24 protein-coding genes are annotated in these 23,963 nt (G+C 67.5%); 16 read left to right on the top strand and 8 right to left on the bottom strand.

Going from position 1 to position 23,963, the window contains the following annotated elements; translation table 11 throughout:
- The gene (locus VH88_RS04390) at positions 1-492 is read right to left on the bottom strand and encodes a MarR family winged helix-turn-helix transcriptional regulator (RefSeq protein WP_039245510.1); all 492 of its coding nucleotides are present in this window, start codon (positions 490-492) and stop codon (positions 1-3) included.
- Positions 493-558: 66 nt separating this feature from the next.
- Here VH88_RS04390 and VH88_RS04385 point away from each other — a divergent pair, with 66 nt between their 5' ends.
- Positions 559-1,764 carry an MFS transporter gene (locus VH88_RS04385; RefSeq protein WP_052689490.1) on the top strand — a complete coding sequence of 402 codons (1,206 nt, stop codon included), beginning with the start codon at positions 559-561 and terminating at the stop codon, positions 1,762-1,764.
- Between the two features lie 19 nt (positions 1,765-1,783).
- Here VH88_RS04385 and trmFO read toward each other — a convergent pair whose 3' ends face one another.
- Positions 1,784-3,178 carry a methylenetetrahydrofolate--tRNA-(uracil(54)-C(5))-methyltransferase (FADH(2)-oxidizing) TrmFO gene (trmFO, locus tag VH88_RS04380; protein ID WP_045810182.1) on the bottom strand — a complete coding sequence of 465 codons (1,395 nt, stop codon included), beginning with the start codon at positions 3,176-3,178 and terminating at the stop codon, positions 1,784-1,786.
- 76 nt (positions 3,179-3,254) lie between these two features.
- Here trmFO and VH88_RS04375 point away from each other — a divergent pair, with 76 nt between their 5' ends.
- Entirely contained in the window at positions 3,255-4,034 is a 780-nt protein-coding gene (locus tag VH88_RS04375) for a hypothetical protein (protein WP_045810181.1), read from the top strand.
- Between the two features lie 20 nt (positions 4,035-4,054).
- On the opposite strand, the gene VH88_RS04370 is transcribed toward VH88_RS04375, so the two are convergent.
- The gene (locus VH88_RS04370; RefSeq protein WP_045810180.1) at positions 4,055-4,711 is read right to left on the bottom strand and encodes a 3-oxoacid CoA-transferase subunit B; all 657 of its coding nucleotides are present in this window, start codon (positions 4,709-4,711) and stop codon (positions 4,055-4,057) included.
- 2 nt (positions 4,712-4,713) lie between these two features.
- Complete coding sequence (locus VH88_RS04365) at positions 4,714-5,439, bottom strand: CoA transferase subunit A (protein WP_045810179.1); 726 nt, start codon at positions 5,437-5,439, stop codon at positions 4,714-4,716.
- Positions 5,440-5,773: 334 nt separating this feature from the next.
- On the opposite strand from VH88_RS04365, the gene VH88_RS04360 reads away from it, so the two are divergent.
- The 7 genes from VH88_RS04360 (at position 5,774) to VH88_RS04330 (ending at position 13,053) form a co-directional block, all read left to right on the top strand.
- A complete protein-coding gene (locus VH88_RS04360) occupies positions 5,774-6,799 on the top strand; it encodes a cyclopropane-fatty-acyl-phospholipid synthase family protein (protein ID WP_045810178.1) in 1,026 nt (341 codons plus the stop codon).
- 11 nt (positions 6,800-6,810) lie between these two features.
- The gene (locus VH88_RS04355) at positions 6,811-7,224 is read left to right on the top strand and encodes a DUF2177 family protein (protein ID WP_039245498.1); all 414 of its coding nucleotides are present in this window, start codon (positions 6,811-6,813) and stop codon (positions 7,222-7,224) included.
- Positions 7,225-7,325: 101 nt separating this feature from the next.
- The gene (locus tag VH88_RS04350; protein WP_045810177.1) at positions 7,326-8,579 is read left to right on the top strand and encodes an oligosaccharide flippase family protein; all 1,254 of its coding nucleotides are present in this window, start codon (positions 7,326-7,328) and stop codon (positions 8,577-8,579) included.
- Complete coding sequence (glf, locus tag VH88_RS04345; protein ID WP_045810176.1) at positions 8,563-9,711, top strand: UDP-galactopyranose mutase; 1,149 nt, start codon at positions 8,563-8,565, stop codon at positions 9,709-9,711. The genes VH88_RS04350 and glf overlap by 17 nt, the downstream gene beginning before the upstream one ends.
- Complete coding sequence (locus VH88_RS04340) at positions 9,708-10,622, top strand: glycosyltransferase family 2 protein (RefSeq protein WP_045810175.1); 915 nt, start codon at positions 9,708-9,710, stop codon at positions 10,620-10,622. Before glf ends, VH88_RS04340 begins: the two co-directional genes overlap by 4 nt.
- Positions 10,623-10,657: 35 nt before the next feature.
- Entirely contained in the window at positions 10,658-11,845 is a 1,188-nt protein-coding gene (locus VH88_RS04335; protein ID WP_156146749.1) for an O-antigen ligase, read from the top strand.
- A complete protein-coding gene (locus tag VH88_RS04330) occupies positions 11,821-13,053 on the top strand; it encodes a glycosyltransferase (protein ID WP_052689489.1) in 1,233 nt (410 codons plus the stop codon). Before VH88_RS04335 ends, VH88_RS04330 begins: the two co-directional genes overlap by 25 nt.
- On the opposite strand, the gene VH88_RS04325 is transcribed toward VH88_RS04330, so the two are convergent.
- From VH88_RS04325 to VH88_RS04315, 3 genes are all read right to left on the bottom strand, one after another.
- Positions 12,999-14,051, bottom strand: coding sequence for a glycosyltransferase family 1 protein (locus VH88_RS04325; protein ID WP_052689488.1), 1,053 nt, complete (start codon positions 14,049-14,051; stop codon positions 12,999-13,001). The genes VH88_RS04330 and VH88_RS04325 overlap by 55 nt on opposite strands.
- Positions 14,044-15,141 (bottom strand): glycosyltransferase family 4 protein, encoded by a 1,098-nt coding sequence (locus tag VH88_RS04320; RefSeq protein WP_052689487.1) that lies wholly within the window; start codon positions 15,139-15,141, stop codon positions 14,044-14,046. The genes VH88_RS04325 and VH88_RS04320 overlap by 8 nt, the downstream gene beginning before the upstream one ends.
- 69 nt (positions 15,142-15,210) lie before the next feature.
- The gene (locus tag VH88_RS04315; protein ID WP_017504078.1) at positions 15,211-15,672 is read right to left on the bottom strand and encodes a peptidylprolyl isomerase; all 462 of its coding nucleotides are present in this window, start codon (positions 15,670-15,672) and stop codon (positions 15,211-15,213) included.
- Between the two features lie 72 nt (positions 15,673-15,744).
- On the opposite strand from VH88_RS04315, the gene VH88_RS04310 reads away from it, so the two are divergent.
- The gene (locus tag VH88_RS04310; RefSeq protein ID WP_045810172.1) at positions 15,745-16,470 is read left to right on the top strand and encodes an RlmE family RNA methyltransferase; all 726 of its coding nucleotides are present in this window, start codon (positions 15,745-15,747) and stop codon (positions 16,468-16,470) included.
- Between the two features lie 4 nt (positions 16,471-16,474).
- On the opposite strand, the gene VH88_RS04305 is transcribed toward VH88_RS04310, so the two are convergent.
- Positions 16,475-17,020 (bottom strand): DUF2061 domain-containing protein, encoded by a 546-nt coding sequence (locus tag VH88_RS04305; protein ID WP_045810171.1) that lies wholly within the window; start codon positions 17,018-17,020, stop codon positions 16,475-16,477.
- 127 nt (positions 17,021-17,147) lie between these two features.
- Here VH88_RS04305 and guaB point away from each other — a divergent pair, with 127 nt between their 5' ends.
- The 6 genes from guaB to VH88_RS04275 all read left to right on the top strand — a co-directional run.
- Complete coding sequence (gene guaB, locus VH88_RS04300) at positions 17,148-18,605, top strand: IMP dehydrogenase (protein WP_045810170.1); 1,458 nt, start codon at positions 17,148-17,150, stop codon at positions 18,603-18,605.
- Positions 18,606-18,611: 6 nt separating this feature from the next.
- Positions 18,612-19,007 (top strand): MAPEG family protein, encoded by a 396-nt coding sequence (locus tag VH88_RS04295; protein ID WP_045810169.1) that lies wholly within the window; start codon positions 18,612-18,614, stop codon positions 19,005-19,007.
- A gap of 9 nt (positions 19,008-19,016) precedes the next feature.
- Positions 19,017-20,426 (top strand): RsmB/NOP family class I SAM-dependent RNA methyltransferase, encoded by a 1,410-nt coding sequence (locus tag VH88_RS04290; RefSeq protein ID WP_045810168.1) that lies wholly within the window; start codon positions 19,017-19,019, stop codon positions 20,424-20,426.
- Positions 20,423-21,136, top strand: a complete 714-nt coding sequence (locus tag VH88_RS04285) for a 5'-methylthioadenosine/S-adenosylhomocysteine nucleosidase (protein ID WP_045810167.1) — start codon at positions 20,423-20,425, stop codon at positions 21,134-21,136. Before VH88_RS04290 ends, VH88_RS04285 begins: the two co-directional genes overlap by 4 nt.
- Entirely contained in the window at positions 21,133-22,695 is a 1,563-nt protein-coding gene (guaA, locus tag VH88_RS04280) for a glutamine-hydrolyzing GMP synthase (protein ID WP_045810166.1), read from the top strand. The genes VH88_RS04285 and guaA overlap by 4 nt, the downstream gene beginning before the upstream one ends.
- Positions 22,696-23,012: 317 nt before the next feature.
- The coding region (locus VH88_RS04275) for an integrase arm-type DNA-binding domain-containing protein (protein WP_045810165.1) at positions 23,013-23,963 on the top strand (951 nt) is incomplete at its 3' end.

The following is a 23,963-nucleotide window of genomic DNA, read 5'->3' as shown; positions in this document are numbered from 1 at the left end:
CTAGCCGTTCAGGCCGGCGATCAAGCGGGTCAGCAGGGCGTTCAGCGTTTTCTGATCCTCTCGCGACAGGCCGCTCAACGCCTCTTTGGCCGTCTCCTGATGGCTGGGCATGATCGTCTCGATCAGGTCGAAACCCTTGTCTGTCAGGCGGACCAGGGTCGCCCGTCGGTCGCTGGGATGCGGGCGCCGCTCGACCCAGCCCGCCTTTTCCAGCCGGTCGATCCGCGCGGTCATGCCGCCGGAAGACATCATCGCCGCCTCGAACAGCGCCGTCGGCGTCAGGCCCTCGCGTTCGCCCGATCGGCGCAGCGTCGCCAGCACGTCGAACTCGCCGTGCTGCAAACCATAGCGCGCGAACAGCGGCGTCTGGCGCTCGCGGATCACCAGTTGCGACGCCTCGTTCAGGCGTCCCAGCACCTCCATCGGCAACATGTCCAGGTCGGGGCGTTGCACGGCCCATTGGGCGGCGGCGCGAGAAGCTCTATCGGGCATGGTTATCTTGACATCGAGATACTTGAGGTCGAGAGACTAGCGCGATTTTCAGTCGGAGTCCCCACCATGACCGCACGACCTGACGCCACGCCCGCGCGCGGCGCCTCGCTGCTGTTGCTGGCGGCCATCGTCGCCCTGGCGCTGAATCTACGGCCGGCGATGGCGGCGGTGGGGCCGCTGCTGGATCTGATCGAGGGCGCGACGGGCATGGGTTCGACCGCCGCCAGTCTGCTGACCACTCTGCCCGTGCTGATGATCGGTCTGGGCGCCCTATCGATCCGGCCCCTGCGTCGGCGACTGGGCGAGCGCCGCGGGATCTTGCTTGGCGCGCTGCTGATCGGTGGGGCCTGCCTGGTGCGCGCGGGGCTGACCGGCGCGACCGGTCTGATCGCCAGCGCCGTGGTCGTCGGGGTCGGTGTCGCCTTGATCCAGGCCTTGGCGCCGGTCGTCATCAAACGGGCCTTTCCGGCGCAGTTCGGCACGGTCATGGCGCTCTACACCACCGGCATCATGGGCGGCGCCGCCGTCGCGGCGGCCACGGCGGCTGGTCTGGCCGAGACGATCGGCTGGGCCGGGACGCTGGCCCTGTGGAGCGCGCCGGCCTTTGCCGCTGCATCGGTCTGGCTGGCGGCGTCGCGCGACCCCGCATCCGAAGAGCCGGATAGTGCCGCGGTCATCGAGGCGACGGACCCCGAGCTGCCGTTCTGGCGTCAGGGGCGGGCGTGGCGACTGATCCTGATCATGGGCCTGGGGACCTCGGCCTATACATTGATGCTGGCCTGGCTGCCGCCCTTCTACATCGACCTGGGCGAGCCGAGGGCCACGGCCGGCTATCTGCTCAGCGGCATGACGGCGGCGGAGGTGACGGCCGGCCTGCTGGTGTCGCTGACCATCGGGCGCTTCCCGGATCGGCGCGGACCGATCCTGACGGCCTTGATTCTGGCCTTGGCGGGTCTGGCCGGTCTCGTAGTCGCGCCCCTCGGCATGGCGGTGCCGATCGTGATCCTCCTGGGCCTCGGCATCGGCGCGATCTTCCCGCTCAGCCTGATCCTGGCGATGGACCAGATCGACGACCCCGCGCGCTCGGGCGATCTGCTCGCCTTCGTGCAGGGCGGCGGCTACATCATCGCCAGCCTGTCACCGCTGGGCGCCGGCCTGCTGCGCGACCACATGGCCGACCTGACCCAGGCCTGGGTGCTGATGGGCATCGGCGTCATCCTGCTGGGCGCAATGACGCTGGAGTTCCGGCCGGGCCTGCCCAAGCTGCGCTGAGCGGCTCGGCCTCGGGAAATCAGCCCGCGTCGCGCCAGGCTTTCAGGCTCTCCATCGCCCGGAGGCTCATCAGGCGCTTTTTCGCCCGGCCGCGTTCCTTCAGCGGGATCTTGACGCCGGCCTCGTCGACCTTGGGCGCCTCGAGCGGCGGCAACAGGCCATAGTTGATGTTCATCGGCTGGAACTTCGACCCTGCCAGGTGTCCGCCGGTGATGTGCTCGACCAAAGCGCCCATGGCGGTCTCGGGCGGCGGCGGGGCCAGGTCGCGGCCCAGCGCTTGCGCAGCGGCCAGACGGCCGGTCAGCAGGCCCATGGCTGCGCTCTCGACATAGCCTTCGACCCCCGTCACCTGACCGGCGAAACGCAGGCGCGGCAGGGCCTTCAGGCGCAACTGCTTGTCCAGCAGCTGGGGACTATTCAAATAGGTGTTGCGGTGCAGACCGCCCAGGCGCGCGAACTGGGCGTTCTGAAGCCCCGGTATCATGCGGAAGATCTCGGCCTGCGCCCCGTGCTTCAGCTTGGTCTGGAAGCCGACCATGTTGAACAGGGTTCCCAGCGCATTGTCCTGGCGCAGCTGGACGATGGCATAGGCCTTGACCAGCGGGTCGCGCGGATTGGTCAGGCCGACCGGCTTCATCGGGCCGTGCCGCAGGGTCTCGCGCCCCCGCTCGGCCATGACCTCGATGGGCAAGCAGCCGTCGAAATAGGGGACGTGTTCCCAATCCTTGAACTCAGCTTTCGGGCCGCTCAGCAGGGCGTCGATAAAGGCCTCGTACTGGGCCTTGTCCATCGGGCAGTTGACGTAGGCGGCGGCGTCGCCGCCCGGACCTTCCTTGTCGTAACGCGACTGGCGCCAGGCGATGTCGAAGTCGATCGAATCGGCGTGAACGATGGGGGCGATGGCGTCGAAGAAGCTCAAGGACTCCTCGCCCGTCGCCTTCAGGATGGCGTCGGCCAATGCAGGGGAGGTCAGGGGGCCGGTGGCGACGATAACATTGTCCCACTCCTGCGGCGGCAGGCCGGCGATCTCTTCGCGCACGATCGTGACCAGGGGGTGGGCGGTCAGTCTGGCGGTCACCGCCTGGGAAAAGGCGTCCCGGTCCACGGCCAGGGCGCCGCCGGCTGGCACCTGGTTGATGTCGCCGCAGGCCATGATGACCGAATCCAGCGCCCGCATCTCGGCGTGCAGCAGGCCGACCGCATTGAACTGCCAGTCGTCCGAGCGGAAGGAGTTGGAGCAGACCAGCTCGGCCAGGCCATCGGTGTGGTGGGCGTCGGTCTTGACGCCGGGCACGCCGCGCATCTCGTGCAGGATGACGGGCACGCCGGCCTGGGCGATCTGCCAGGCGGCCTCGGAGCCGGCCAGGCCGCCGCCGATGACGTGGATGGGGCAAGGAGAGGGGGAAGCGCACATCGCGGCCTTCTAGCGGGCGGGTGGCGCGGTGTCATGGCCCCCTGCTATATCCGCCGCTGGTCATCGGGGGCGTAGATTGAGCGAGCATCGGATTTTGCGACTGGGCGAGACGCTGTCGGCGGCGGCCCGCGCCCTGCCTCGCCTGTGGCGCGGGGCCTGCGGCGCGATCGTGCTGGCGGCCGTGGTCTGGAGCCTCAAGCCGCTGGCGGCGGGTCCAGCGGGCCTGATCTGGGCGGCGTGCGCTCTGGCCTCGACGCTGGTGCTGGCGGGCGCGCTGGCGCGGATCGCCATCGCCGACGATCTGGCCGGTGCGCGGCGGCTGGGCCTGGGGCCGGTCGGGTTGCAGTTCGGACGGCCGGAGGTGCGGCTGCTGGGCGCGGGCCTGCTGTGCTGGATCTTTCTCACCATGATCCTGTCGGTCGTGGCCCTGGTCCTGTTGGCGGTGTTTGGCATGGCCGAGTTGAACGCCCAGGCCATCGAGATGCGCCAGTGGAGCGCGGTGGGGCCGGCGTGGAAGCTGATTCTGCTGGCGGTCGTCACGGCCTTCGCCCTGTTCGCCGTCATCGCCTTCGCGGTCCGCCTGTCCCTGTTCGCGCCGGCGACGATCGGGCGTGGGCAGATGGTGTCGCTGCAGAGCATGAGCATTGCGCGCGGCGGCTTCTGGCCCCTGCTGGTCGGGCTTGTCGTGACGGCGGCGCCGAAGATCGCGCTGGTGTTGCTGTGGGGCGCGGGGCTGCTGTCGGGGACGGCGGGCTGGCTCGTCTTCGCCGTCGTGCTGACGGGCTTACAGGCCCCGCTGACGATGGCCTTTGTAGGCGCCGCCTATCGTCGGCTGGAGCCTGCGCCGCCCCGGTAAGCCGAGGCGGCGCAGGTTCATCAGGCGGCCTGCAAGCCCGGTGCGACGGTGTAGGCCGCCTCGGTCTTGGCGGCGACTTCGTCGAGGGTGACGCCGTCGGCCAGTTCGATCAGCTCGAGGCCCGCGCCGTCCGGCTTGACGTCGAAGGTGGCCAGGTCGGTGATGATGCGGCTGACGACGCCCGTGCCGGTCAGTGGCAATGTGCAGGCTTTCAGCACCTTGGATTGGCCGTGCTTGTTGGCGTGCTCCATGACGACGACCACACGCTTGACGCCGGCGACCAGGTCCATGGCGCCGCCCATGCCCTTCACCAGCTTGCCGGGGATCATCCAGTTGGCGATGTCGCCGTTCTGGGCCACTTCCATAGCGCCAAGGATCGACAGGTTGATATGGCCGCCGCGGATCATGGCGAAGCTGTCGGCGCTGGAGAAGTAGGACGACTCCGGGATTTCGGTGATCGTCTGCTTGCCGGCGTTGATCAGGTCGGGGTCCTCGTCGCCTTCATAGGGGAAGGGGCCCATGCCCAGCATGCCGTTCTCGGATTGCAGGGTCACGGTCATGCCGGCGGGGATGTAGTTGGCGACCAGGGTCGGGATGCCGATGCCCAGGTTCACATAGAAGCCGTCCTGCAGTTCCTGGGCGGCGCGTTCGGCGAGTTGTTCGCGGGTGCGGGGCATGATCAGACCTCCGATCCGGCGGCGGCGCCGGCGGCACGTTGACGGACGGTGCGCTGTTCGATGCGCTTTTCGGACACGGTCTGGACCAGGCGGTCGATATAGACGCCCGGCGTGTGGATGTGGTCGGGATCCAGCGAACCGACGGGGACGATCTCCTCGACCTCGACAACCGTGACCTTGCCGGCCGTGGCCATCATCGGGTTGAAGTTGCGGGCGGTCTTGCGGAACACCAGGTTGCCGCGCTCGTCGGCCTTCCAGGCCTTGACGATGGACAGGTCGGCGACCAGGCCAGTCTCCATGACGTAGTCGCGGCCGTTGAAGTTGCGCACCTCCTTGCCCTCGGCGACCAGGGTGCCGACGCCGGTGGCGGTGAAGAAGGCGGGGATGCCCGCGCCGCCGGCGCGGATGCGCTCGGCGAGGGTCCCTTGTGGATTGAACTCAAGCTCCAGCTCGCCGGCCAGATACTGGCGCTCGAACTCCTTGTTCTCGCCGACGTAAGAACTGATCATCTTGGCGATCTGGCGGGTGCCCAGCAGTTGGCCCAGGCCGAAGCCGTCGACGCCGGCGTTGTTGGAGATGACCGTCAGGCCCTTGACGCCGCTGTCGCGCAGAGCGGCGATCAGGTTTTCGGGGATGCCGCACAGGCCGAAGCCGCCGGACATGACCGTCATGCCGTCGAAGGTCAGGCCCTCCAGCGCGGACGTGACGTCAGCGTAGATCTTTCCCATCGCTCTCCCTTTTTTCACTGCCTGATGAATATCGGCTTTTGACCACGCCTAACGCGGGGGCGGGCGGGGGGCAAGACGCGGCGTCGATCCGACGCGGCGATTTCAGACGGTGAAGGCGAAAAACAGAGTCTAATTCGTCTAATTGGTCTGAAACGACGCCGAGCCCGGTTCCAAAAAGAGGGTGCAATTGGTGCACTTTCTTCGGAATCGGCCGGCGCCGGAGGCGGATGTCGGCATCCTTGGGGTTGCGTTCAAGAGGGCGGAGGGATCCGTAGGGGCCGAGGCGTCGTATTGCCGTCAAGCCTGCAGCAAGATCCGACGATCGAGGACGCCGATGAACCTGACCAATGTCGCCATTCGCCAGCTTCAGGACGCGCCGTTCCCGGACTTCGTGACGCGTCCGGCGATCGACAGCCTGGTGACGGAGGCCAGAAAGCGTCTGGATCGCGACGGCCCGCATGACGAGGCGGCCTTTGCGCGCGAAATGGCCCAGCGCGCGATCGCCGAACATACGGATGCTGCGAACCAGCAGCATTACGAACTGCCGCCCGAGTTTTTCCAGCTGTGCCTGGGCAAGCGGCTGAAATACTCCTGCTGCCTCTATCCCACGGGCCGCGAGACGCTGGATCAGGCGGAAGAAGCGGCGCTGGCCGAGACCTGCGCCCATGCCGATCTGAAGGACGGTCAGACGATTCTGGAGATGGGCTGCGGCTGGGGCTCGCTGTCGCTGTGGATGGCCGAGACCTATCCGAAGTCGAAGATTACGGCGGTGTCGAACAGTCACGGCCAACGCGGCCATATCGAAGCGCAGGCGGCGGCGCGGGGGCTGACCAATCTGACGGTCATCACCCAGGACATGAACGCCTTCGACACCGAGCAGCGCTTCGACCGCATCGTCTCGGTGGAGATGTTCGAGCATATGGCCAACTGGCGCGCCCTGCTGACCAAGGCGAGACGCTGGCTGACGCCGGACGGGCGGATGTTCATCCACGTCTTCACGCACCGCAACGCGCCCTATCGGTTTGACCATACCGACAGCGGCGACTTCATCGCCCAGCATTTCTTCACGGGCGGCGTCATGCCCAGCCACGGGCTGATCCGGCAGTTTCCCGACCTGTTCGCGGTCGAGCAGGAATGGACCTGGAACGGTGGTCACTATGCGAAGACCGCCAACGACTGGCTGGCGAACATGGACCGGAACGCCCCGCGGATCGCGGTGTTGATGCGTGAGACCTATGGCGACGAAGCCAAACTTTGGACCCGTCGCTGGCGGCGGTTCTATCTGGCGACGGCGGGTCTGTTCGGAAATGACGAGGGCCGCACCTGGGCGGTCAGTCACTATCGACTGAAGCCGGCTTAAGGGAGACGAGGATGATCAAATATGTCGCGGCCTATCTCGGGGCCGGCCTGACCTTTGCAGCCATCGATTTCGTCTGGCTGACCACCATGACGAACCGGCTGTACAAGCCCGTCATCGGGCCGATCATGGCCGACAAGCCGGACATGAAGGCGGCGGTGGCCTTCTATCTGATCTCCATCGCCGGTACCGTGTTTCTGGCGATTGCACCGGCCCTGAAGGAAGGGAACTGGACGCGGGCCGCGATCAACGGGGCGGTGCTGGGCTTCGTCGCCTACGCCACCTACGACCTGACCAATCAGGCGACGCTGGCTGTGTGGCAGACCAAGCTGACGATTATCGACCTGATCTGGGGCACGACCCTGACGATGCTGTCGGCGACCGGCGGATATTTCGCTGCGCGCTGGGCCGAGGGCCGTTTCGGCTAAGCCGCCCGGCTGAGCCCGCGCTTGCGATTGCGACCTTGCGTGTCTAAAGCTCGCGCCAGGGTTGATCGCGGGGGCGACAGTTGGGGGATGGCAGGCACCGATTGCTGTCGGCGCGGGGCGCGGCCGATGCGGGCTGGGTCTATGGCGCGCACGTCGCCCGCTATGTCTCGCCGCTGCTGCTCTATCCGGTTCTGACGCGACGCCTGGGGCTGGAAGGGTTCGGCGTATTCGCCTCGGCCATCGCCCTGGCCTTGGTCGTGTCGGTGGTCGTGGATTACGGGCAATCGCTGTCGGGGCCGCGCGACATCGCCGGAGCGGTCGAAGGGCGCGGCGTCCTGATCGGTCAGGCCCTGGCGATGCGCGGCGTGCTGATCCTGCCCGCCGCTGCGGTCGGCGTTGGTCTGGCGGCCTTCAATCCGGTTCTGGAAGGGGCGAGCGGCGTCGTGGCCATGGCGGTCGTTCTGGGTATCGGGCAGGGGGCCAGCCTGCTGTGGTTCTTTCAGGGTATTCGCGATCCCGGTCCGGCGGCGATGCTGGAGGTCGGCTTCGCCCTGGTCGGAACGTGCGTCGTGCTGGCGCTGCCCGACTTGAGCGTCGGCGGCGTGATGGCCGTCCAGGCGGGCGGCGTCTGGGCCGGCTTGGTCGCGACCGGCGTCCTGCTGCTGCGACGGCAGAGGGTTCAAGCGCCGGAGCGGGGCTTTGTGCGACGCGTCCTGATCCAGGGCGGGCCGCTGTTCGCCAGTCGAGCGGTCATCGTCGCCTATACGGGGGCGGGCGTTCTGGTCGTCGCGGCGCTGGCCGGGCCGGCGCAGGCGGCGCTTTACGGGGCGGCGGATCGGCTGGTCGCGGCGTCCGGGTCGATGATGCGGCCGCTGGCGGGTCTGATTGCGCCCCGGATCGCCGGACTGCTGGGACAGGATCCGGCGGCTGCGTTTCGCACGGCGCGGTGGACGCTGGCGGCCTCGACGGGGGCGTTCGTGCTGCTGGCGGCGGCGCTGACGCTGACGGCGCCGCTGCTGATCCGTCTGTTGTTCGGGCCGGGGTTTGCGGGCGCCGTCGAGGTGCTGCGTCTTCTGGCCTGGGTGCTGCCCCTGGTGGCCGTCAGCCAGGTGCTGGGGCTGCATCTGATGAACCCGCTGCGGATGGATGGACGGTTTGCGCTGATCGTGACGCTGGGCTGTGTCGCGACGCTGGGGCCGGCGGTGGTGTTGGCGCCCGGCCTTGGCGCGGCCGGCATGGCGGGTGCGCGGATCATCGGCGAGGCGGCGGTGGTCGTGGCCTGTCTGATCGGCCTGAGGGCGCATTGGGGCGCGCTGTTCCAAACCGGCGGGAGGCGCGATGTCCCGGCGATATGACTGGCTGATCGTCGGCGCCGGCTTTACCGGTGCGGTGGTCGCCGAACGGCTGGCGCGCGGGCTGGACCAGAGCGTGCTCGTGATCGACCGGCGCGACCACGTCGGCGGCAATGCGTACGACCGGCGCGATGCGGGCGGGCGGCTGATCCATCCGTATGGCCCGCACGTGTTCCACACCAACAGCGCGCGCATCTTCGACTATCTGAGCCGGTTTACGGCATGGCGGCCCTACGCCCATCGGGTCCAAGGGCTGCTCGACGGGCGACAGGTGCCGCTGCCGTTCAATCTGGATTCGATCGAGACACTGTTTCCTGCCGCGGTGGCCGAGCGGATGACGCAGACCCTGGTTCAGCGGTTCGGTTTCGGGGCGCGGCCCAGCATCCATGACCTGCGACAGGCGGGGGACGATCCGGATCTGAGGCGGCTGGGCGACTATGTCTTCGACAAGGTGTTCGCCGGATACACCGCCAAACAGTGGGGCCTGCCGGTCGAGGCGCTGGACGCCTCGGTCACCGCGCGGGTGCCGATCGCGGTCAGCCGGGACGACCGCTATTTCGTCGATCGCTATCAGGCCATGCCGCGCGACGGCTATGGGGCGCTGTTCCAGAGGATGCTGAATCATCCCAACATCACGGTGTCGGTGAATACGCCGATGGATCAGGTCGAAGCGGGGTCGTGGGATCGGATGGTCTATTGCGGCGCGCTGGACGACTATTTCGGCCGGTCGGTCGGGGCCTTGCCCTATCGCAGCGTGCGGTTCGACCATCGGGTCGTGGATGTCGAGGATGGCCTGCCGGTCGGGACGGTCAACTATCCCAATGACTTCGACTTCACGCGCATCACCGATTTCCGCCACCTGACCGGCGAGCATGGGCCGACGACGGCGACGGTGACCGAATATCCGATGGTTTATGAGGCGGGCGTGAACGACCCCTATTATCCGATCCTGACGGAGGCGTCGCGCGCGTTGGCGGGGCAGTATCGCGAGATGGCCGCGACGCTGGCGGGCAAGGTCTGGTTCGCCGGGCGGCTGGCCGATTTTCAGTATTACAACATGGACCAGGCGGTCGGGCGGGCGCTGAGCCTGGTTGAGAAGTCGCTGGCGCCGGCCATCGCCAGGATAGCCGCATGAAGCCGTCGGTGTGGGCCGTGGTGGTGACGTGGAACCGGCGCGCCCTGCTGGAGCAATGTCTGGCGCATCTGATCGCCCAGACGCGCCATTGCGACGGGGTTGTGGTGGTCGACAACGCCAGCGACGACGGCACCGCCGAGATGCTGGCTGACGCCTGGGCGGGGCAGGCGATGGTGGTGCGGATGCCGGTCAACACCGGCGGGGCAGGCGGCTTCAACGCCGGAATCCGCGCAGCGATCGAGGCGGGGGCCGACCGGGTCTGGCTGATGGACGACGACGTGCTGGCGGCGCCGGATGCGCTGGAGGCCTTGCTGGCGGCGGAAACGGGGCTGGCGGATGAGGGCGTCGTGCCGGCCTTCCTGTGTTCCAGCGTGCGGTCGCCTGAGGGGCATCTGACCAATACGCCCGAGATCGACCGGAGGGAGAATGCGCTGGGCTATCCGGCTTGGGGCGAGCGGCTGGAGCAGGGGATGGCGCCGGTGAGGCAGGCGACCTTCGTGTCGGTCCTGGTCAGCCGGGCGGCGGTGATGCGGCATGGCCTGCCGCTGGCGCCCATGTTCATCTGGGGCGACGATACGGAATATACGCTGCGGCTGTCTCGCGAGGCGCCGGGCTATCTGGTCGCGGCCAGCCGGGTCGAGCACGTGCGCGCGGCGCCGGGACGGCTGACCATCGAGACAGAGCCCGATGCGCGGCGCGAACGGCTGCATCGCTATCTGACGCGCAACGTCATCCTGGCCAAGCGGCGGCACGAGGGGCGGCGCTCGGCGCTGCGCTATGCCGCCTCGCGGCTGAGGCTGGCAGGTCGGCTGGCGCTGGGCGGACGCTGGCGACAGGCCGGGGTGCTGGTCGCGGGCGTGATGGACGGGGCGCGGTTCGATCCCGAGGTCGAGCATTGCAGGCCGTCCTGAGCGCATCGCGGCGCGGGACGCTGCGGTGGTCGCAGGTGCGCGCGGCCTATGAGCGGGTGGCGCTAAGCCTGCTGGGCCTGGGCGTGACCTTGCCGCTCTTTCTGACGCCGGGGCAGGTCAGCGGGCCGCGGCTGGGCGATCTGGCGCTGGCGGTTGCTGTGCCGCTCGTGGGTGTGACGTGGCGAGGCATGGCGCCGGTTCTGAGGGCGGCGGTCGTGGTCGCGGCCGGCTTTCTGGTGATGACGCTGCTGGTTCAGGTCGCGCGGGGCGGCGATCGGCTGAACATCGGGGATGCGGTCTTCTGGTTTCGGTGGATCGCCTCGGCCTTGGCGGCGCCGGCTGTGGCGAGCCTGATCCTCAGGGACGAGCGACGGCGGCGGCTGTTCCTATTGGCCGTGCTGGCGGGCGCGGCGTGTCACCTGGCGACCTATGGGATGGCGATGCTGGTCGGGCTGGAGCCTTTGCAGGCCGTGGGGCTGGCGTCGCCGCGCGCGATGGTGACCACGACGGCCGCTCATGTGCGGTTGACGACCCTGGCCGAGCATCCGAATGCGGCGATGGCGATGATCGGACTGGCGGTCCCGGCCGGCGTGATGCTGGCGGGACGGCGCTGGGCGCGGGGCGGGACGACGTGGGGCGGCGTCGGCGTGGCGGTTCTGGGGTTCGTCAGCACCCTGTCGCGGGGCGGCATGATGGCGGCGATGCTGGCGGGGCTGGCGAGGATGGTCGTCGGTTGGCGATGGCGCGAGCGGGTTCGGCCGCTGGGGATGGTGCTGACGGTCTGTGTGCTGGCCACGGGCGCGATGGCTTTGCAGGCCTGGCGGTTCGACCTCGACGGCGGCCGGTTCGCGGGACGGTTCGACAGGATGGCGCTGCGGGACAATCTGGCCGGACGGATGCTGACCTGGAGGCGGACGGTCGATCTGGTCGTGGAAAGGCCAATGGGAACGGGGTGGTCGTCGGCGGAGGAGATGGGGGCGTTTCGGGCGCTGTCGGTCAGCCACAACGGCTATCTGTTCACGGCGCGGACGGCGGGGGTGGTGAGCGCGCTGGTGCTGCTGGGGCTGCATCTGGCGTCGGCGGCGCGGCTGGACGCGCTGACGCCGCTGTCGGTCTATGTGCTGGCGGCGATGTTCGGAGAGGATCTGACGCAGGGGGCGGGGATGGTCTTCCTGTGCTGTCTGGTGGGCGCCCTGGCGTGGCGAAGGCCGCTGGCGCCGTGAGGGTGCTGATCGTCAACACCCTGTATCCGCCGGCGCAGGTCGGCGGGGCGGAACGAAGCGTGGCGCAGTTGGCCCAAGGGTTGACGCGGGCCGGCGTGGAGGCGTCGGTGCTGACGCTGAAGCCGGGGCGCGAAACGGTGAACGAGCGGATCGACGGCGTCCCCGTGCAGCGGCTGCCGCTGCGAAATCTGTACTGGCCCTATGACGGCGCGCGGCGGCCGGCGTTCCGGCGGGCGATCTGGCATGGGCTGGAGGCGGCCAATTCGCTGATGGATGATCAGGTGGATCGCGCGGTCGCGCGGGTGCGGCCGGATCTGATCCACCTGCACCTGACGACGGGGTTTTCGCTGTCGGTCTATCGCGCGGCGACGCGGCGAGACCTGCCGATGGTGCAGACGCTGAGGGACTGGTCGATGCTGTGCGCGCGGGCGTCGCTGTTTCGACGCGGACGGCGTTGCGAGCGGCGGTGTGGGTCGTGCGTGTTGTTGACGGCGGGCAAGCGGGCGCGGTCGCAAGGCGTGAATCATGTCATCGGGCTGAGCGGGCCTGTGCTGGAGACGCATCGGGCGGCGGGCTATTTTCGGCGGACGCCAGGGTCGGTGATCGGCAATGCAGCGGGCGCGGCGGCGATCGCGCCAAGACCATCGTTGGCCGAGGCGCCGACGATGCGGTTTGGGTTTCTCGGGCGGATCGAGCCGGAAAAGGGGATCGAGGTTCTGCTGGCGGCGACGAGGCGGCTGGACGGTCACTGGACGCTGAATATCGCCGGGCGGGGCGAGGAGGATTACGTGCAGGCGTTGAGGCGGGCGTATGAGGATCCGCGCATCGTCTGGCTGGGGCAGGTGGAGGGGGAGGCGTTCTGGCCCAGGGTGGATGTGCTGGTCGCGCCGGCGGTGTGGGCCGAGCCGTTCGGACGCAGCGTCGCGGAGGCGGTTCAGCAAGGACGGGGCGTGATCGCCTCGCGCATCGGCGGCTTGCCGGAAGCGGCGCAGGGGGCGGGCATGTCGGCCCTGATCGAGCCGGGGAATGCAGACGCGCTGACGACGTCGATGCAGGCGGCTGTGGACCAGCCGGAACGGTGGCGTTTCGCGGCGGTCGGTGCGCCGGCCTGGACCGAGGCATCGATCGTCGAGGCTCATAGGGCCGCCTATCGTCAGGTGCTGAGCAGAAGATCTTCGATGACTTCGGCCGAGCGGGACCAGGCGTAACGGTCAGCGCGGCGAAGGCCGGCGTCGGGACGGGCGACATCCGGTCGGCTGAGCAGGTCAGCCATATGGGCGGCCAGGGCTGCGTCGTCGGCGGGATCGAAATAGAGGGCGGCGTCGGCGCAGACCTCGCGCGTCGCCGGGATGTCGGAGGCGATGACCGGACAGCCGAGGGTCATCGCCTCCAGCGGCGGAATGCCGAAGCCTTCGTAGAGGCTGGGAAAGACGAGCCCCTGCGCGCCGCCGAGCAGGGCGGCGATCTCTGCGTCCGAGCGACGGCCGGTGAAGATCAGGCGCGGGTCAGCGGGAAAGGCGGAACGGTCGAAGACGGCGGGGCGGTCGCCGATGATGACCAGCCGGACGGCAGGGTCCGCAAGACGAGAGAGGGCGCGGATGGCGCCGGCGAGGTTCTTGTTCGGCGTCAGATTGCCCAGGGCGACGTAGTAGGGGCGGGTGGTCAGACCGAGACGTTCAATGACGGCCGGGTCTGGCGTGATGTTGAGAAGATGGTCGGCGCTGTTCGGGGCGACGGCGACGCTGTCAGGCGACAGGTTCAGGACCGAGGCCAGCTCGCGCCGGGAGAAGTCGGAGACGGTCGCCAGCCGCGCACGGCGCGCCAGGATCCTGTTCAGGGCGCGGTGAAAGGCGGCGTAGCCGGTTCGGAAATGCTCGGGATGACGAAAGACGGCGGCGTCGTGGATGACGACGATCTGCCGCCGGTGCAGCACCGGGCCCGAACCGCCTAACGACAGCAGGCGGCCGTGGCGCGCGGTCCAGGCCAGGGCGGTCTGTTCCCACAGATGGCCGCCAGCGCGTCCGATCGTGCGGGTCGGGATGTGGAGCAGGTTCAGGTTGTCGGCGCCGGGGGGCGTCAGCAGGACATAGCGGTCGGCGGCGCCGGGGCGCTGGTCCAGGGCGCGGACGATTTGACGCGCATAACGCTGAACCCCGCTCATCGGCTGGGTCAGGAAGCGGCCGTTGATAAAGACGGGGTCAGCCACCCAGGCGTCGGCGGGCGAAGGCGTCGCGGTAGATCCGAACCGTCTGTTCGACCATCAGCGAAGCGGACAGCAGGCCCGGCGCGATCGGCAGGGGCACGACGCGGCTGGCCAGCGCGGCGCGCATCGCCTCGGCCAGATGATCGGGCGAGGCGTCGACGGGCAAGCGGTCGATGCGCGCGCCGATCTGGGTCAGACGCGCGATCCCGCCGACGTCGATGCAGACGATGGGCAGGCCTAGGGCGGCCGCCTCAATCATGGCGTAGGAATCGGCCTCGTAACGGCTGGTCATGGCGAACAGATCGAAGCCCGCCATCAGCGGCCCCGCGTCGCGTGCGCCCAGCAGACGGAGGGCGTCGCCGCCGGCGGTCCTGACCGACGGGGCCAGATCGCCGTCGCCGACCATGACGCCGATGATGCGCGGATCGACGGCGTTCGCCCGGCGGACGGCGTGCGCGAATCGGACGGGGTCTTTCTGAGCGCAAAGCCGGCCGACGAATCCGATGACCAGAGCGTCGTCGGGAACCTCGAGGGCTTGGCGGGCTGCGAGACGATCGTTGGCGGGCGGAGCGGCCAGGCCGTTGGGGACGACGTGCAAGCGGTTTCCGCCCAGCCCCCAGAGACGGGCGACGGCGGCCTCTTCCTCAGAAACGGCGATGATGGCGTCGCCGGACCGGGCCAAAAGCGCCTCGGCCGCGCCGGCGCTGATCGTCGCCGGGCTGGCCGGGCCCATCATCGGCAGGGCGTGAGGGGTGTAGATCTTGGCGGCGCGGGGCGCGTGGGCCAGGCGGACCAGGGCGCCGGCCTTGGCGCTGTGGCCGTGAACGATCTCGAACGGGCCGAGGCGGGCGATCAGGCGATTCAGGGCGTGAAGCGCGGCGACGTCCCACGGTCCGACGCTGCGTCGCATAGGCAGGCGTTCATTGGCGTGGAGGGGCAGAGCGGCGACCGCGGCCTGAAACCAAGGCTCTGCACGGCGTGGCGACCAGATCAGAGACACCTGATGGCCGCTTCTGATCAGGGCGCGGGCCAGATCGACCGCATGACGCCCCGAGCCGCCGCCGGACGGCTCGATGACCAGAAGAATGCGCAATGTCGTCCCCCGACGATGGCTCAGCGTTGCAACTGAAAGCCATCATCGAGAAACGTCAAGATTGCGTGGTTAGTTGACCGTCGCCTTGACGATCTTGCCGGGGCTGCGCGGCGGCTCGCCCTTGGGCAGGGCGTCGACGTGTTCCATGCCCGATTCGACCTGGCCCCAAACGGTGTACTGGCGGTCCAGGAAGGTGGCGTCGTCGAAGACGATGAAGAACTGCGAGTTGGCGCTGTTGGGGTCAGAGGTGCGGGCCATCGAGCAGACGCCGCGCACGTGCGGCTCAGCCGAGAACTCGGCCTTCAGGTTCGGCTTCTTGGAACCCGAGGTGCCGGTGCCGGTCGGATCGCCGCCCTGAGCCATGAAGCCCGGGATCACGCGGTGGAAGACCACGCCGTCGTAGAAGCCTTCCTTGGCCAGTTCGGTGATGCGTTCGACGTGGCCGGGGGCCAGGTCGGGGCGCAGCTTGATGACCACGTCGCGGGCTTCGCCGTCGCCGGTGTCCAGGGTGAAGGTCAGGGTGTCGGCCATGTCGGTCGTCCTCTTTGGGTTGATTTGAGGCGGGACATAGCCCGCAACGCCGGTCGGGGCTATGTGGGAACGATGAGCGAAGACGAAAAGCCCCAGAATCAACCGGCGGGAGAACGCCGCCGGATGGTGAGACCGCCCAGCGGCGGAACCGCCGCCGGACGCGGCATGGGCACCAAGATGAAGACGGCCGACACCAAGTCGATGTCGAGCCAGCAGTGGATCAAGCGCCAGCTGTCTGACAAATGGTCTGAAAAGGCGCGGGCCGAGGGCTGGCGCTCGCGCGCGGCCTTCAAGCTGATCGAGATCGACGACAGGTTCCGGCTGATCAAGCGCGGGTCGAAGGTCATCGACCTGGGCGCGGCGCCGGGCGGCTGGGTCCAGGTGGCCTTGAACCGCGGTGCGGGCGCCGTAGCGGGTGTGGACCTGCTGATGATCGCGCCGATCCCGGGCGCGACCCTGCTTCAAGCCGATTTCACCCATCCGGGCGTGGACCAGCAGTTGATCGACGCCATCGGCGGGGCGCCGGACCTGGTTCTGTCGGACATGGCGCACAATACGGTCGGGCATCGCCAGACGGACCATTTGAAGATCATCGCCCTGATCGAGATCGCCGCTGACTTCGCCATCCGCACGTTGCGGCCCGGCGGCAACTTCGTCTCCAAGAACTTCCAGGGCGGAGACGCCGGCGGCGTTCTGGCGCGGCTGCGCGAGGAGTTCGAGACGGTGAAATACGTCAAGCCGGCGTCGAGCCGTAAGGACAGCGCCGAAGTGTTTCTGGTCGCGCTGAACAAGCGCTGACGCGTCAGGCGGCGGCTGTGCTCGCGCGGGCTCTGCGATCTTCCAGGCGCGACCAGATGCGGTCGTGCAGGGCGAAGAAGAGCGTCTGCACCAGAGGCTCGACCATGCCGATGGTCAGCGCCGTGCGGATGTCGTTGGTCAGGGCGTAGGCCACGGCGACCGCCACGGCGAAATGCATGACGCCATAGGTGACGGTCTTCAGCGCGATCTGTTTGAACGACCGGGGCAGGGCATGGCTGTGGCCGTGATGGGCATCGTGCGAGCGGCGCTGTTCCTCGGGCGACATGATGTCGAGGCGGGCGGTGAAGGCCTCGGTCGCTTCCTCGATACTGGAGGCCATGCGCCGCCGCTCGACCTTGTGCCACACGCGGTCGTGGACGGTGTAGGCGATGGTCTGAAAGATCGGCTCGACCATGCCTACGGCCAGGGCGATGCGCCAGTCGCGGGTGATCGCGAAGGCGACCAGGATGGCGACGATCAGGTGCATGACGCCATAGCTGGCGATCTTCAGAGCCAGTTTGCGCGCGGTGCTGAGGATGACGCCGACCATGCGGAGAGAATGGTGAGCGGCCCTGCGGGTTGCAAAGCAATAAAATCTATCGGGCCTATAACCGCAATCGGCCTTGCCCCCGACCCCCGCATCCCGTTATACGCGGCCCGCAAAACGGAGACTCCCTATGGAGATACGCGAAGGACTGACCTTCGACGATGTTTTGCTGGAACCCGGCGCATCCGAGTTCATGCCGGCGATGGTCGATGTCTCGACCCAGCTGACGCGCGACATCAAACTGAACATCCCGCTGCTGTCGTCCGCCATGGACACGGTGACGGAAAGCCGTCTGGCTATCGCCATGGCCCAGTCGGGCGGTCTGGGCGTTCTGCACCGCAACATGACCATCGAGGAGCAGGCCGACGAGGTCCGCGCCGTCAAACGCTATGAGAGCGGGATGGTGGTCAATCCGGTGACGGTCGACCCGCAAACGACTCTGGGCGAAGTGCGCGAGATCGTGGCGCGCAAGAAGATCACCGGCTTCCCCGTCGTGGATCCGGCGACGGGCAAGCTGGTCGGCATGCTGACCCACCGCGACATGCGCTTCGAGAGCGACCTCAACGTCACGGCCGCCTCGCTGATGACCACGGGCGACCTGATCACGGTGCGCGAAGGCGCCAGCCGCGACGAGGCGCGCGAGTTGCTGAAGACCCGCAAGATCGAACGCGTCATTGTGGTGGACGAGGATTATCGGGCCGTCGGCCTGATCACCATGAAGGACATCGAAAAGGCCCAGGCCTTCCCCAACGCCGCCAAGGACGAGCAGGGCCGCCTGCTGGTCGGCGCCGCCTCCACCGTCGGCGACGCCGGATACGAACGCGCGATGGCGCTGGCCGAAGCGGGTTGCGACGTGGTGGTGATCGACACCGCCCATGGTCACTCCGCCTCGGTCGCCCAGGTGGTCGAGCGGATCAAGCGCGAGAACAACCGGCTGCAGATCATCGCCGGCAATGTCGCCACCTATGATGCGACGCGGGCTCTGATCGACGCAGGCGCGGATGCGGTGAAGGTGGGCATCGGTCCCGGATCCATCTGCACCACCCGCATCGTCGCCGGCGTGGGCGTGCCGCAGCTGACGGCGGTGATGGACTCCGCGCGGGCGGCCAAGGGCACGGGCGCCTCGGTCATCGCGGACGGGGGCATCAAATATTCGGGCGACCTGGCCAAGGCCATCGCGGCCGGCGCCAACGTGGCCATGATGGGATCGATGTTCGCCGGCACCGACGAAAGCCCCGGCGAGGTCTTCCTGTACCAGGGCCGCAGCTACAAGTCGTATCGCGGCATGGGCTCGGTCGGGGCCATGGCGCGCGGCTCGGCGGATCGATATTTCCAGAAGGAAGTCTCGTCCGAGAAGCTGGTGCCCGAGGGCATCGAGGGCCAGACGCCCTATAAGGGGCCGATCAGCCCGGTCCTGCACCAAATGGTCGGGGGTCTTCGCGCCTCCATGGGCTATGTCGGCGCCGGCACGATCCCGGAGTTCCAGGAACGCGCCCGGTTCGTGCGCATCACCGGCGCGGGTCTGCGTGAAAGCCACGTCCACGACGTGATGATCACGCGTGAAGCGCCCAACTATCGGCAAGGGTAGGCGACCATGACGACCGAACTCACCTATATGGCCCTGACGCTGATCCTGGCCCTGGTTCAGATCTTCCTGCCCGCCGGGGCGCGGACGGCCGAGTTCGGCTCGAAATGGAATGCGGGTCCGCGCGACGAGACGCCGGAGGCTAAGAAGCCGCTGACCGGCCGTCTCGAACGCGCCCAGGCCAATCTGTACGAAACCCTGCCGCTGTTCATCGCCGCGGTGCTGATCGCCCATGTCATCGGCGCGTCCAGCGCCCTGACAGTGTGGGGCGCGGCGCTCTATTTCTGGGGGCGGGTGGTCTATGTGCCGCTCTACGCCTTCGGTGTTCCCTATATCCGGTCGCTGGTCTGGGTGGTCTCGCTTGCGGGGCTGGTCATGGTCCTGGCGTCCCTGTTCTTCGTTTGAAAGCCTGAATTGACCCCAGCCGCTCGCCTCGCCGCCGCCGCCTCCGTCCTGGACTCCATCGCCCAGGGCCGCCAACCGGCCGAGGCCGTCATGAAGGCCTGGGGCACGGCCAACCGCTACGCCGGGTCCAAGGACCGGCGCGCCATCGCCGACCGGGTCTACAAGGTGCTGCGCGCGCGCGGCCGCCTGTCGTGGATCATGGGCGGGCGTGAAGACGGTCGGGCTCTGGTCATCGGTTCGCTGCACGCCATCGACGGCCTTTCGCTGGAAGAGATCGAGGCCCTGCATTCGGGCGACGGCTATGGCCCGCGTCCGCTGTCCAAACAGGAGCGCAGCCGCATCACGGCGGGGCAGGGCGAACTGCCGGGCTGGGTCGCCGCCGGCCTGCCCGAGTTCGTGGTCGAGGATTTCAAGGCCACCTTCGGCGACCGCTGGGCCGAGGAAGCCCACGCCCTGATGGCGCCGCGCGCGCCGATCGACCTGCGCGTCAATGATGCGGCCGCCACGGTCGATGAGGTCGAGGCCGAGCTGAAGGCCGCCGGGCTGGACGTGTCGCGCACGCCCTGGTCGGCCGTCGGCCTGCGCGCGCCGTCGGAACCGCCGCCCAACATCCAGGCGCTGGAGGGCTTCAAGGCCGGCCGGTTCGAAATCCAGGATGAAGGCAGCCAGGTCGTCTGCTGGCTGGCGGGCGCCGCGCCCGGCATGACGGTGGTGGATTACTGCGCCGGCGGGGGCGGCAAGACGCTGGGTCTGGCCCAGGCGATGAAGGCGCAAGGCAAGCTTGTCGCCTCGGACGTCGTCAACAAGCGGCTGGAGAATATCCGTCCTCGCCTGCAGCGCGCAGGCGTCGAGGCGGAGCTGGTCCTGATCGGCCAGAACGGCGGGGGCCTGGAAGATCTGAACGGGCAGGCCGATCTGGTCTTCGTCGATGCGCCCTGTTCGGGGTCCGGCACCTGGCGTCGTCGGCCCGAGGACGCCTGGCGTCTGACCGCCGAAGATGTCGTAAAGCTGCACGGCCTTCAGGTGCGTATCTTGAGCCAGGCGACCAAGCTGGTGAAGCCGGGCGGCAGACTGGTCTATGTCACCTGTTCGATGCTGGCGCGCGAAAACGAGGCCAGCGTGGACGCCTTCGAGGCTTTGCATCCCGAATTCCATCCCGTCCCGATCCTCCCCAGCGAAGCGGGGGAGGGGGACCACGCGCAGCGTGGTGGAGGGGGCGACCCCAGTTCCGGCGCCGGGGATGCGTTCGCCCCCTCCACCGCTTCGCGGTCCCCCTCCCCCGTGGACGGGGGAGGATTTTTGACGACGGCGGCTCAGGCGAAGTTCGCCGAGCTGGCGTCCGGGGCGCGCCTGCGCCTGTCGCCGGCCTCGGCCGACACGGACGGTTTCTTCGCCGCCGTCTACGAGCGCGCGGCATGAAGCTGGCGCGGCATGGCGGGGTTTCGCTGCTCTACGTCATGGCCGCGCCTGCTGAATATGGCCTGCACCTTCAGGCCCGGATCGCGCCGTTGATGACCGGCGTCGGCCCGGTCGAGGCCGCCGTGAACCTTGGCGTCGCCCTGGCGCGGCTGGAGGCGGCGGGCGATTTGCCGGATCTGATCGTATCGCTGGGCTCGTGCGGGTCGCGGGTGTTGGACCATGCGGCGGTCTATCAGGCCGCGTCCGTCGCCTATCGCGACATGGACGCCAGCCCGCTGGGATTTCCGAAGGGCGTGACCCCCTTGCTGGACCAGCCCGCCGTCCTGTCTTTGCCGTGCCCAATCCCCGGCGTGCCGACGGCGACCCTGTCGACCGGAGCGAACGTCGTCTCCGGCGCCGCCTATGACGCCATCGACGCCGAGATGGTGGACATGGAGACCTGGGCCCTGGTCCGCGCCGCCCAGACCTTCGGTGTGCCCCTGATCGCCCTGCGCGGCGTGTCGGACGGCCGCGCCGAGTTGAAGGCGTTGGAGGACTGGACCTCGACCCTGCATCATGTGGACGAGAACCTGGCCGCCGCCCTGGATCGCTTGATCGCCGTGCTGGAGGCCGACGGCCCCGCCGCTCTTGAGCTTCCCGCCCTTGAAATATCGGCCCCGCCCGGCCAAGACCCCGCCCATCCTCCTGCCCCGGATTCGATCACGCCATGACCACGCCGCAAGACCACCAGAAGGTCCTCATCGTCGACTTCGGCAGCCAGGTGACGCAGCTGATCGCGCGCCGCCTGCGCGAGGCCAGCGTCTATTGCGAGATCCATCCGTTCCAGAAGGCCGAGGCAGCTCTGACGGCCATGAAACCGGCGGCCATCATCCTGTCGGGCGGTCCCGAGAGCGTGCATGAAGAGGGCAGCCCTCGCGCGCCGCAGGGCGTGTTCGAGGCGGGCGTGCCGGTGCTGGGCATCTGCTACGGCGAGATGACGATGTGCGAGCAGCTGGGCGGCAAGGTCGAGGGCGGCCACACGCGCGAGTTCGGCCGCGCCGAGATCACGGTTCAGAAGGCCTCGCCCCTGCTGGCCGATCTGGCTCCCGTCGGCGAGAACGAAGAGGTCTGGATGAGCCACGGCGACAAGATCGTCGCCATCCCGCAAGACTTTGACGTGGTCGCCTCGTCAGAAGGGTCGCCCTATGCGGTGATCGCCGATGAGGCCCGCCGCTTCTACGGTGTGCAGTTCCACCCCGAGGTGATGCACACGCCGCGCGGCCATCAGATGCTGAAGAACTTCACCCACGGCATCGCGGGTTTGAAGGGCGACTGGACCATGGCCGCCTACCGCGACGAGAAGATCGCCCAGATCCGCGAACAGGTCGGCGACGCCAAGGTGATCTGCGGCCTGTCGGGCGGTGTGGATTCATCGGTCGCGGCCGTCCTGATCCATGAGGCCATCGGGGATCAACTGACCTGCGTCTTCGTCGACACCGGATTGCTTCGCAAGGACGAAGCGAAACAGGTCACGACCCTGTTCCGCGAGCACTACAACATCCCGCTGGTGCACGTTGATGCGTCGAAGGAATTTTTGGGCGAACTGGCCGGCATTTCCGACCCCGAGACCAAGCGCAAGACCATCGGCAGGTTGTTCATCGAGGTGTTTGATCGCGAGTCCGCCAAGATCGAAGGGGCCGAATTCCTGGCCCAGGGCACCCTCTATCCCGACGTGATCGAGAGCGTCTCCTCGTCCAGCGGCAAGGCCCACGTCATCAAGAGCCACCATAACGTCGGCGGCCTGCCGGACTATATGAAACTCAAACTGGTCGAACCCTTGCGCGAACTGTTCAAGGACGAGGTCCGGGCGCTGGGCCGCGAACTGGGCCTGACCGACGCCTTCGTCGGGCGCCACCCGTTCCCCGGACCGGGCCTGGCCATCCGCATCCCCGGCGAGATCACGCCGGACGCCGTCGAGACCCTGCAACAGGCCGACGCCATCTATCTGGACGAGATCCGCAAGGCCGGCCTCTACGACAAGATCTGGCAGGCCTTCGCCGTCCTGCTGCCGGTCAAGACCGTCGGCGTCATGGGCGACGCCCGCACCTATGAAAAGGTCCTGGCCCTGCGCGCCGTCTCCTCGACCGACGGCATGACCGCCGACTTCTACCAGTTCCCCTGGGACGTCCTCTCTAAGACCGCCACCCGCATCATCAACGAGGTCCGCGGCGTCAACCGCGTCGTCTACGACGTGACGTCCAAGCCGCCCGGGACGATCGAGTGGGAATAATTTTTGCCCCTCCGGGCGTATCCGAAATCACGCTATAATACGACATAAGCCAATGAAAATGCTGAAAAAATCTCTCTGAGACTTTCGGCATCTATCGCCGAGTTAGCCTCCCGTTTGACGGTATGGCTGGCGGTATGGCGCGTCTTGTCTCAACCGAAAAACGCATATACCGTCAGGGGCAAGAGAGCTGTTGACGGTATATTTTTTGGCCTAAACAACTGTAAGTACTGAATAAAATCCTGTCAGGCGACCCAATTTTGGACTGACGGTATAATTGGGTGCTCTCCTGCATTTTTTGACCGATCTGGAGGGTGCAGATGCTGACCGACACTGCCATCAAGGCACTGAAACCAAAAGATAAATTATACAAGATTGTGGATCGTGACGGTATGTACGTCGTGGTCCAACCTTCGGGTTCAATCGTGTTCCGCTTGGACTACCGGCTCAACGGCCGTCGGGAGACCTTGACGTTGGGTCGTTATGGCCCGGCGGGTCTGTCTCTGGCTCGGGCGCGTGAGAAGCTGATTGATGCCAAGCGCGCGATTTCCGAGGGTCGCTCGCCGGCGCAGGAAAAGCAGCGCGAGAAGCGGAGGATCAAGGAAGCCAAGAGCTTCGGCCAGTTCGGTGAGCGCTGGCTTCAGGAAGCGAGGATGGCGGACAGTACACGCGCGATGCGGCGGTCGATCTTCGAGCGCGACATCCTCCCGGCGTTTCGCAATCGACTGCTAACCGAGATCCTGCCGGAGGATCTGCGCGGGTTGTGCGCGAAGGTAAAGGAACGCGGGGCGCCGGCAACAGCGGTCCACGTCAGAGACATTGTGAAGTTGGTTTTCGCCTTCGCCATCCTGCACGGGGAGAAGGTCGCCAACCCGGCCGACGAGGTTGGCCCATCGTCGATCGCGACCTTCGTGCCGAAGGACAGGTCGCTATCTCCCGCGGAGATCCGCATCATGCTCGGACAGCTTGAGCATGTCCCGACGCTGCCGACGATCCGTCTCGGGATAAAGCTGATTCTGCTCTCGATGGTGCGAAAGAGCGAATTGCAGGATGCAGTCTGGGACGAGGTCGATTTTGAGAACGCCGTCTGGTCGATCCCCAAGGAGCGAATGAAGCGCTCGAAGGCGCACAACGTCTATCTATCGCAGCAAATGCTCGACATCTTCATCGCTCTCAAGACCTGCGCCGGTAACTCGAAATACGTCCTGCCGTCGCGCTACGACGCTGACGCGCCGATGTCGCGGGCCACTGATCCTCCCTCGGTTTGGTGG

This window comes from Brevundimonas sp. KM4, from assembly GCF_000964075.1.
In the GTDB taxonomy this organism is placed as follows: Bacteria; Pseudomonadota; Alphaproteobacteria; order Caulobacterales; family Caulobacteraceae; genus Brevundimonas; species Brevundimonas huaxiensis.
Note: the sequence above shows the minus strand (reverse complement) of the source record. Positions and strands in the feature narration are given on the sequence as shown.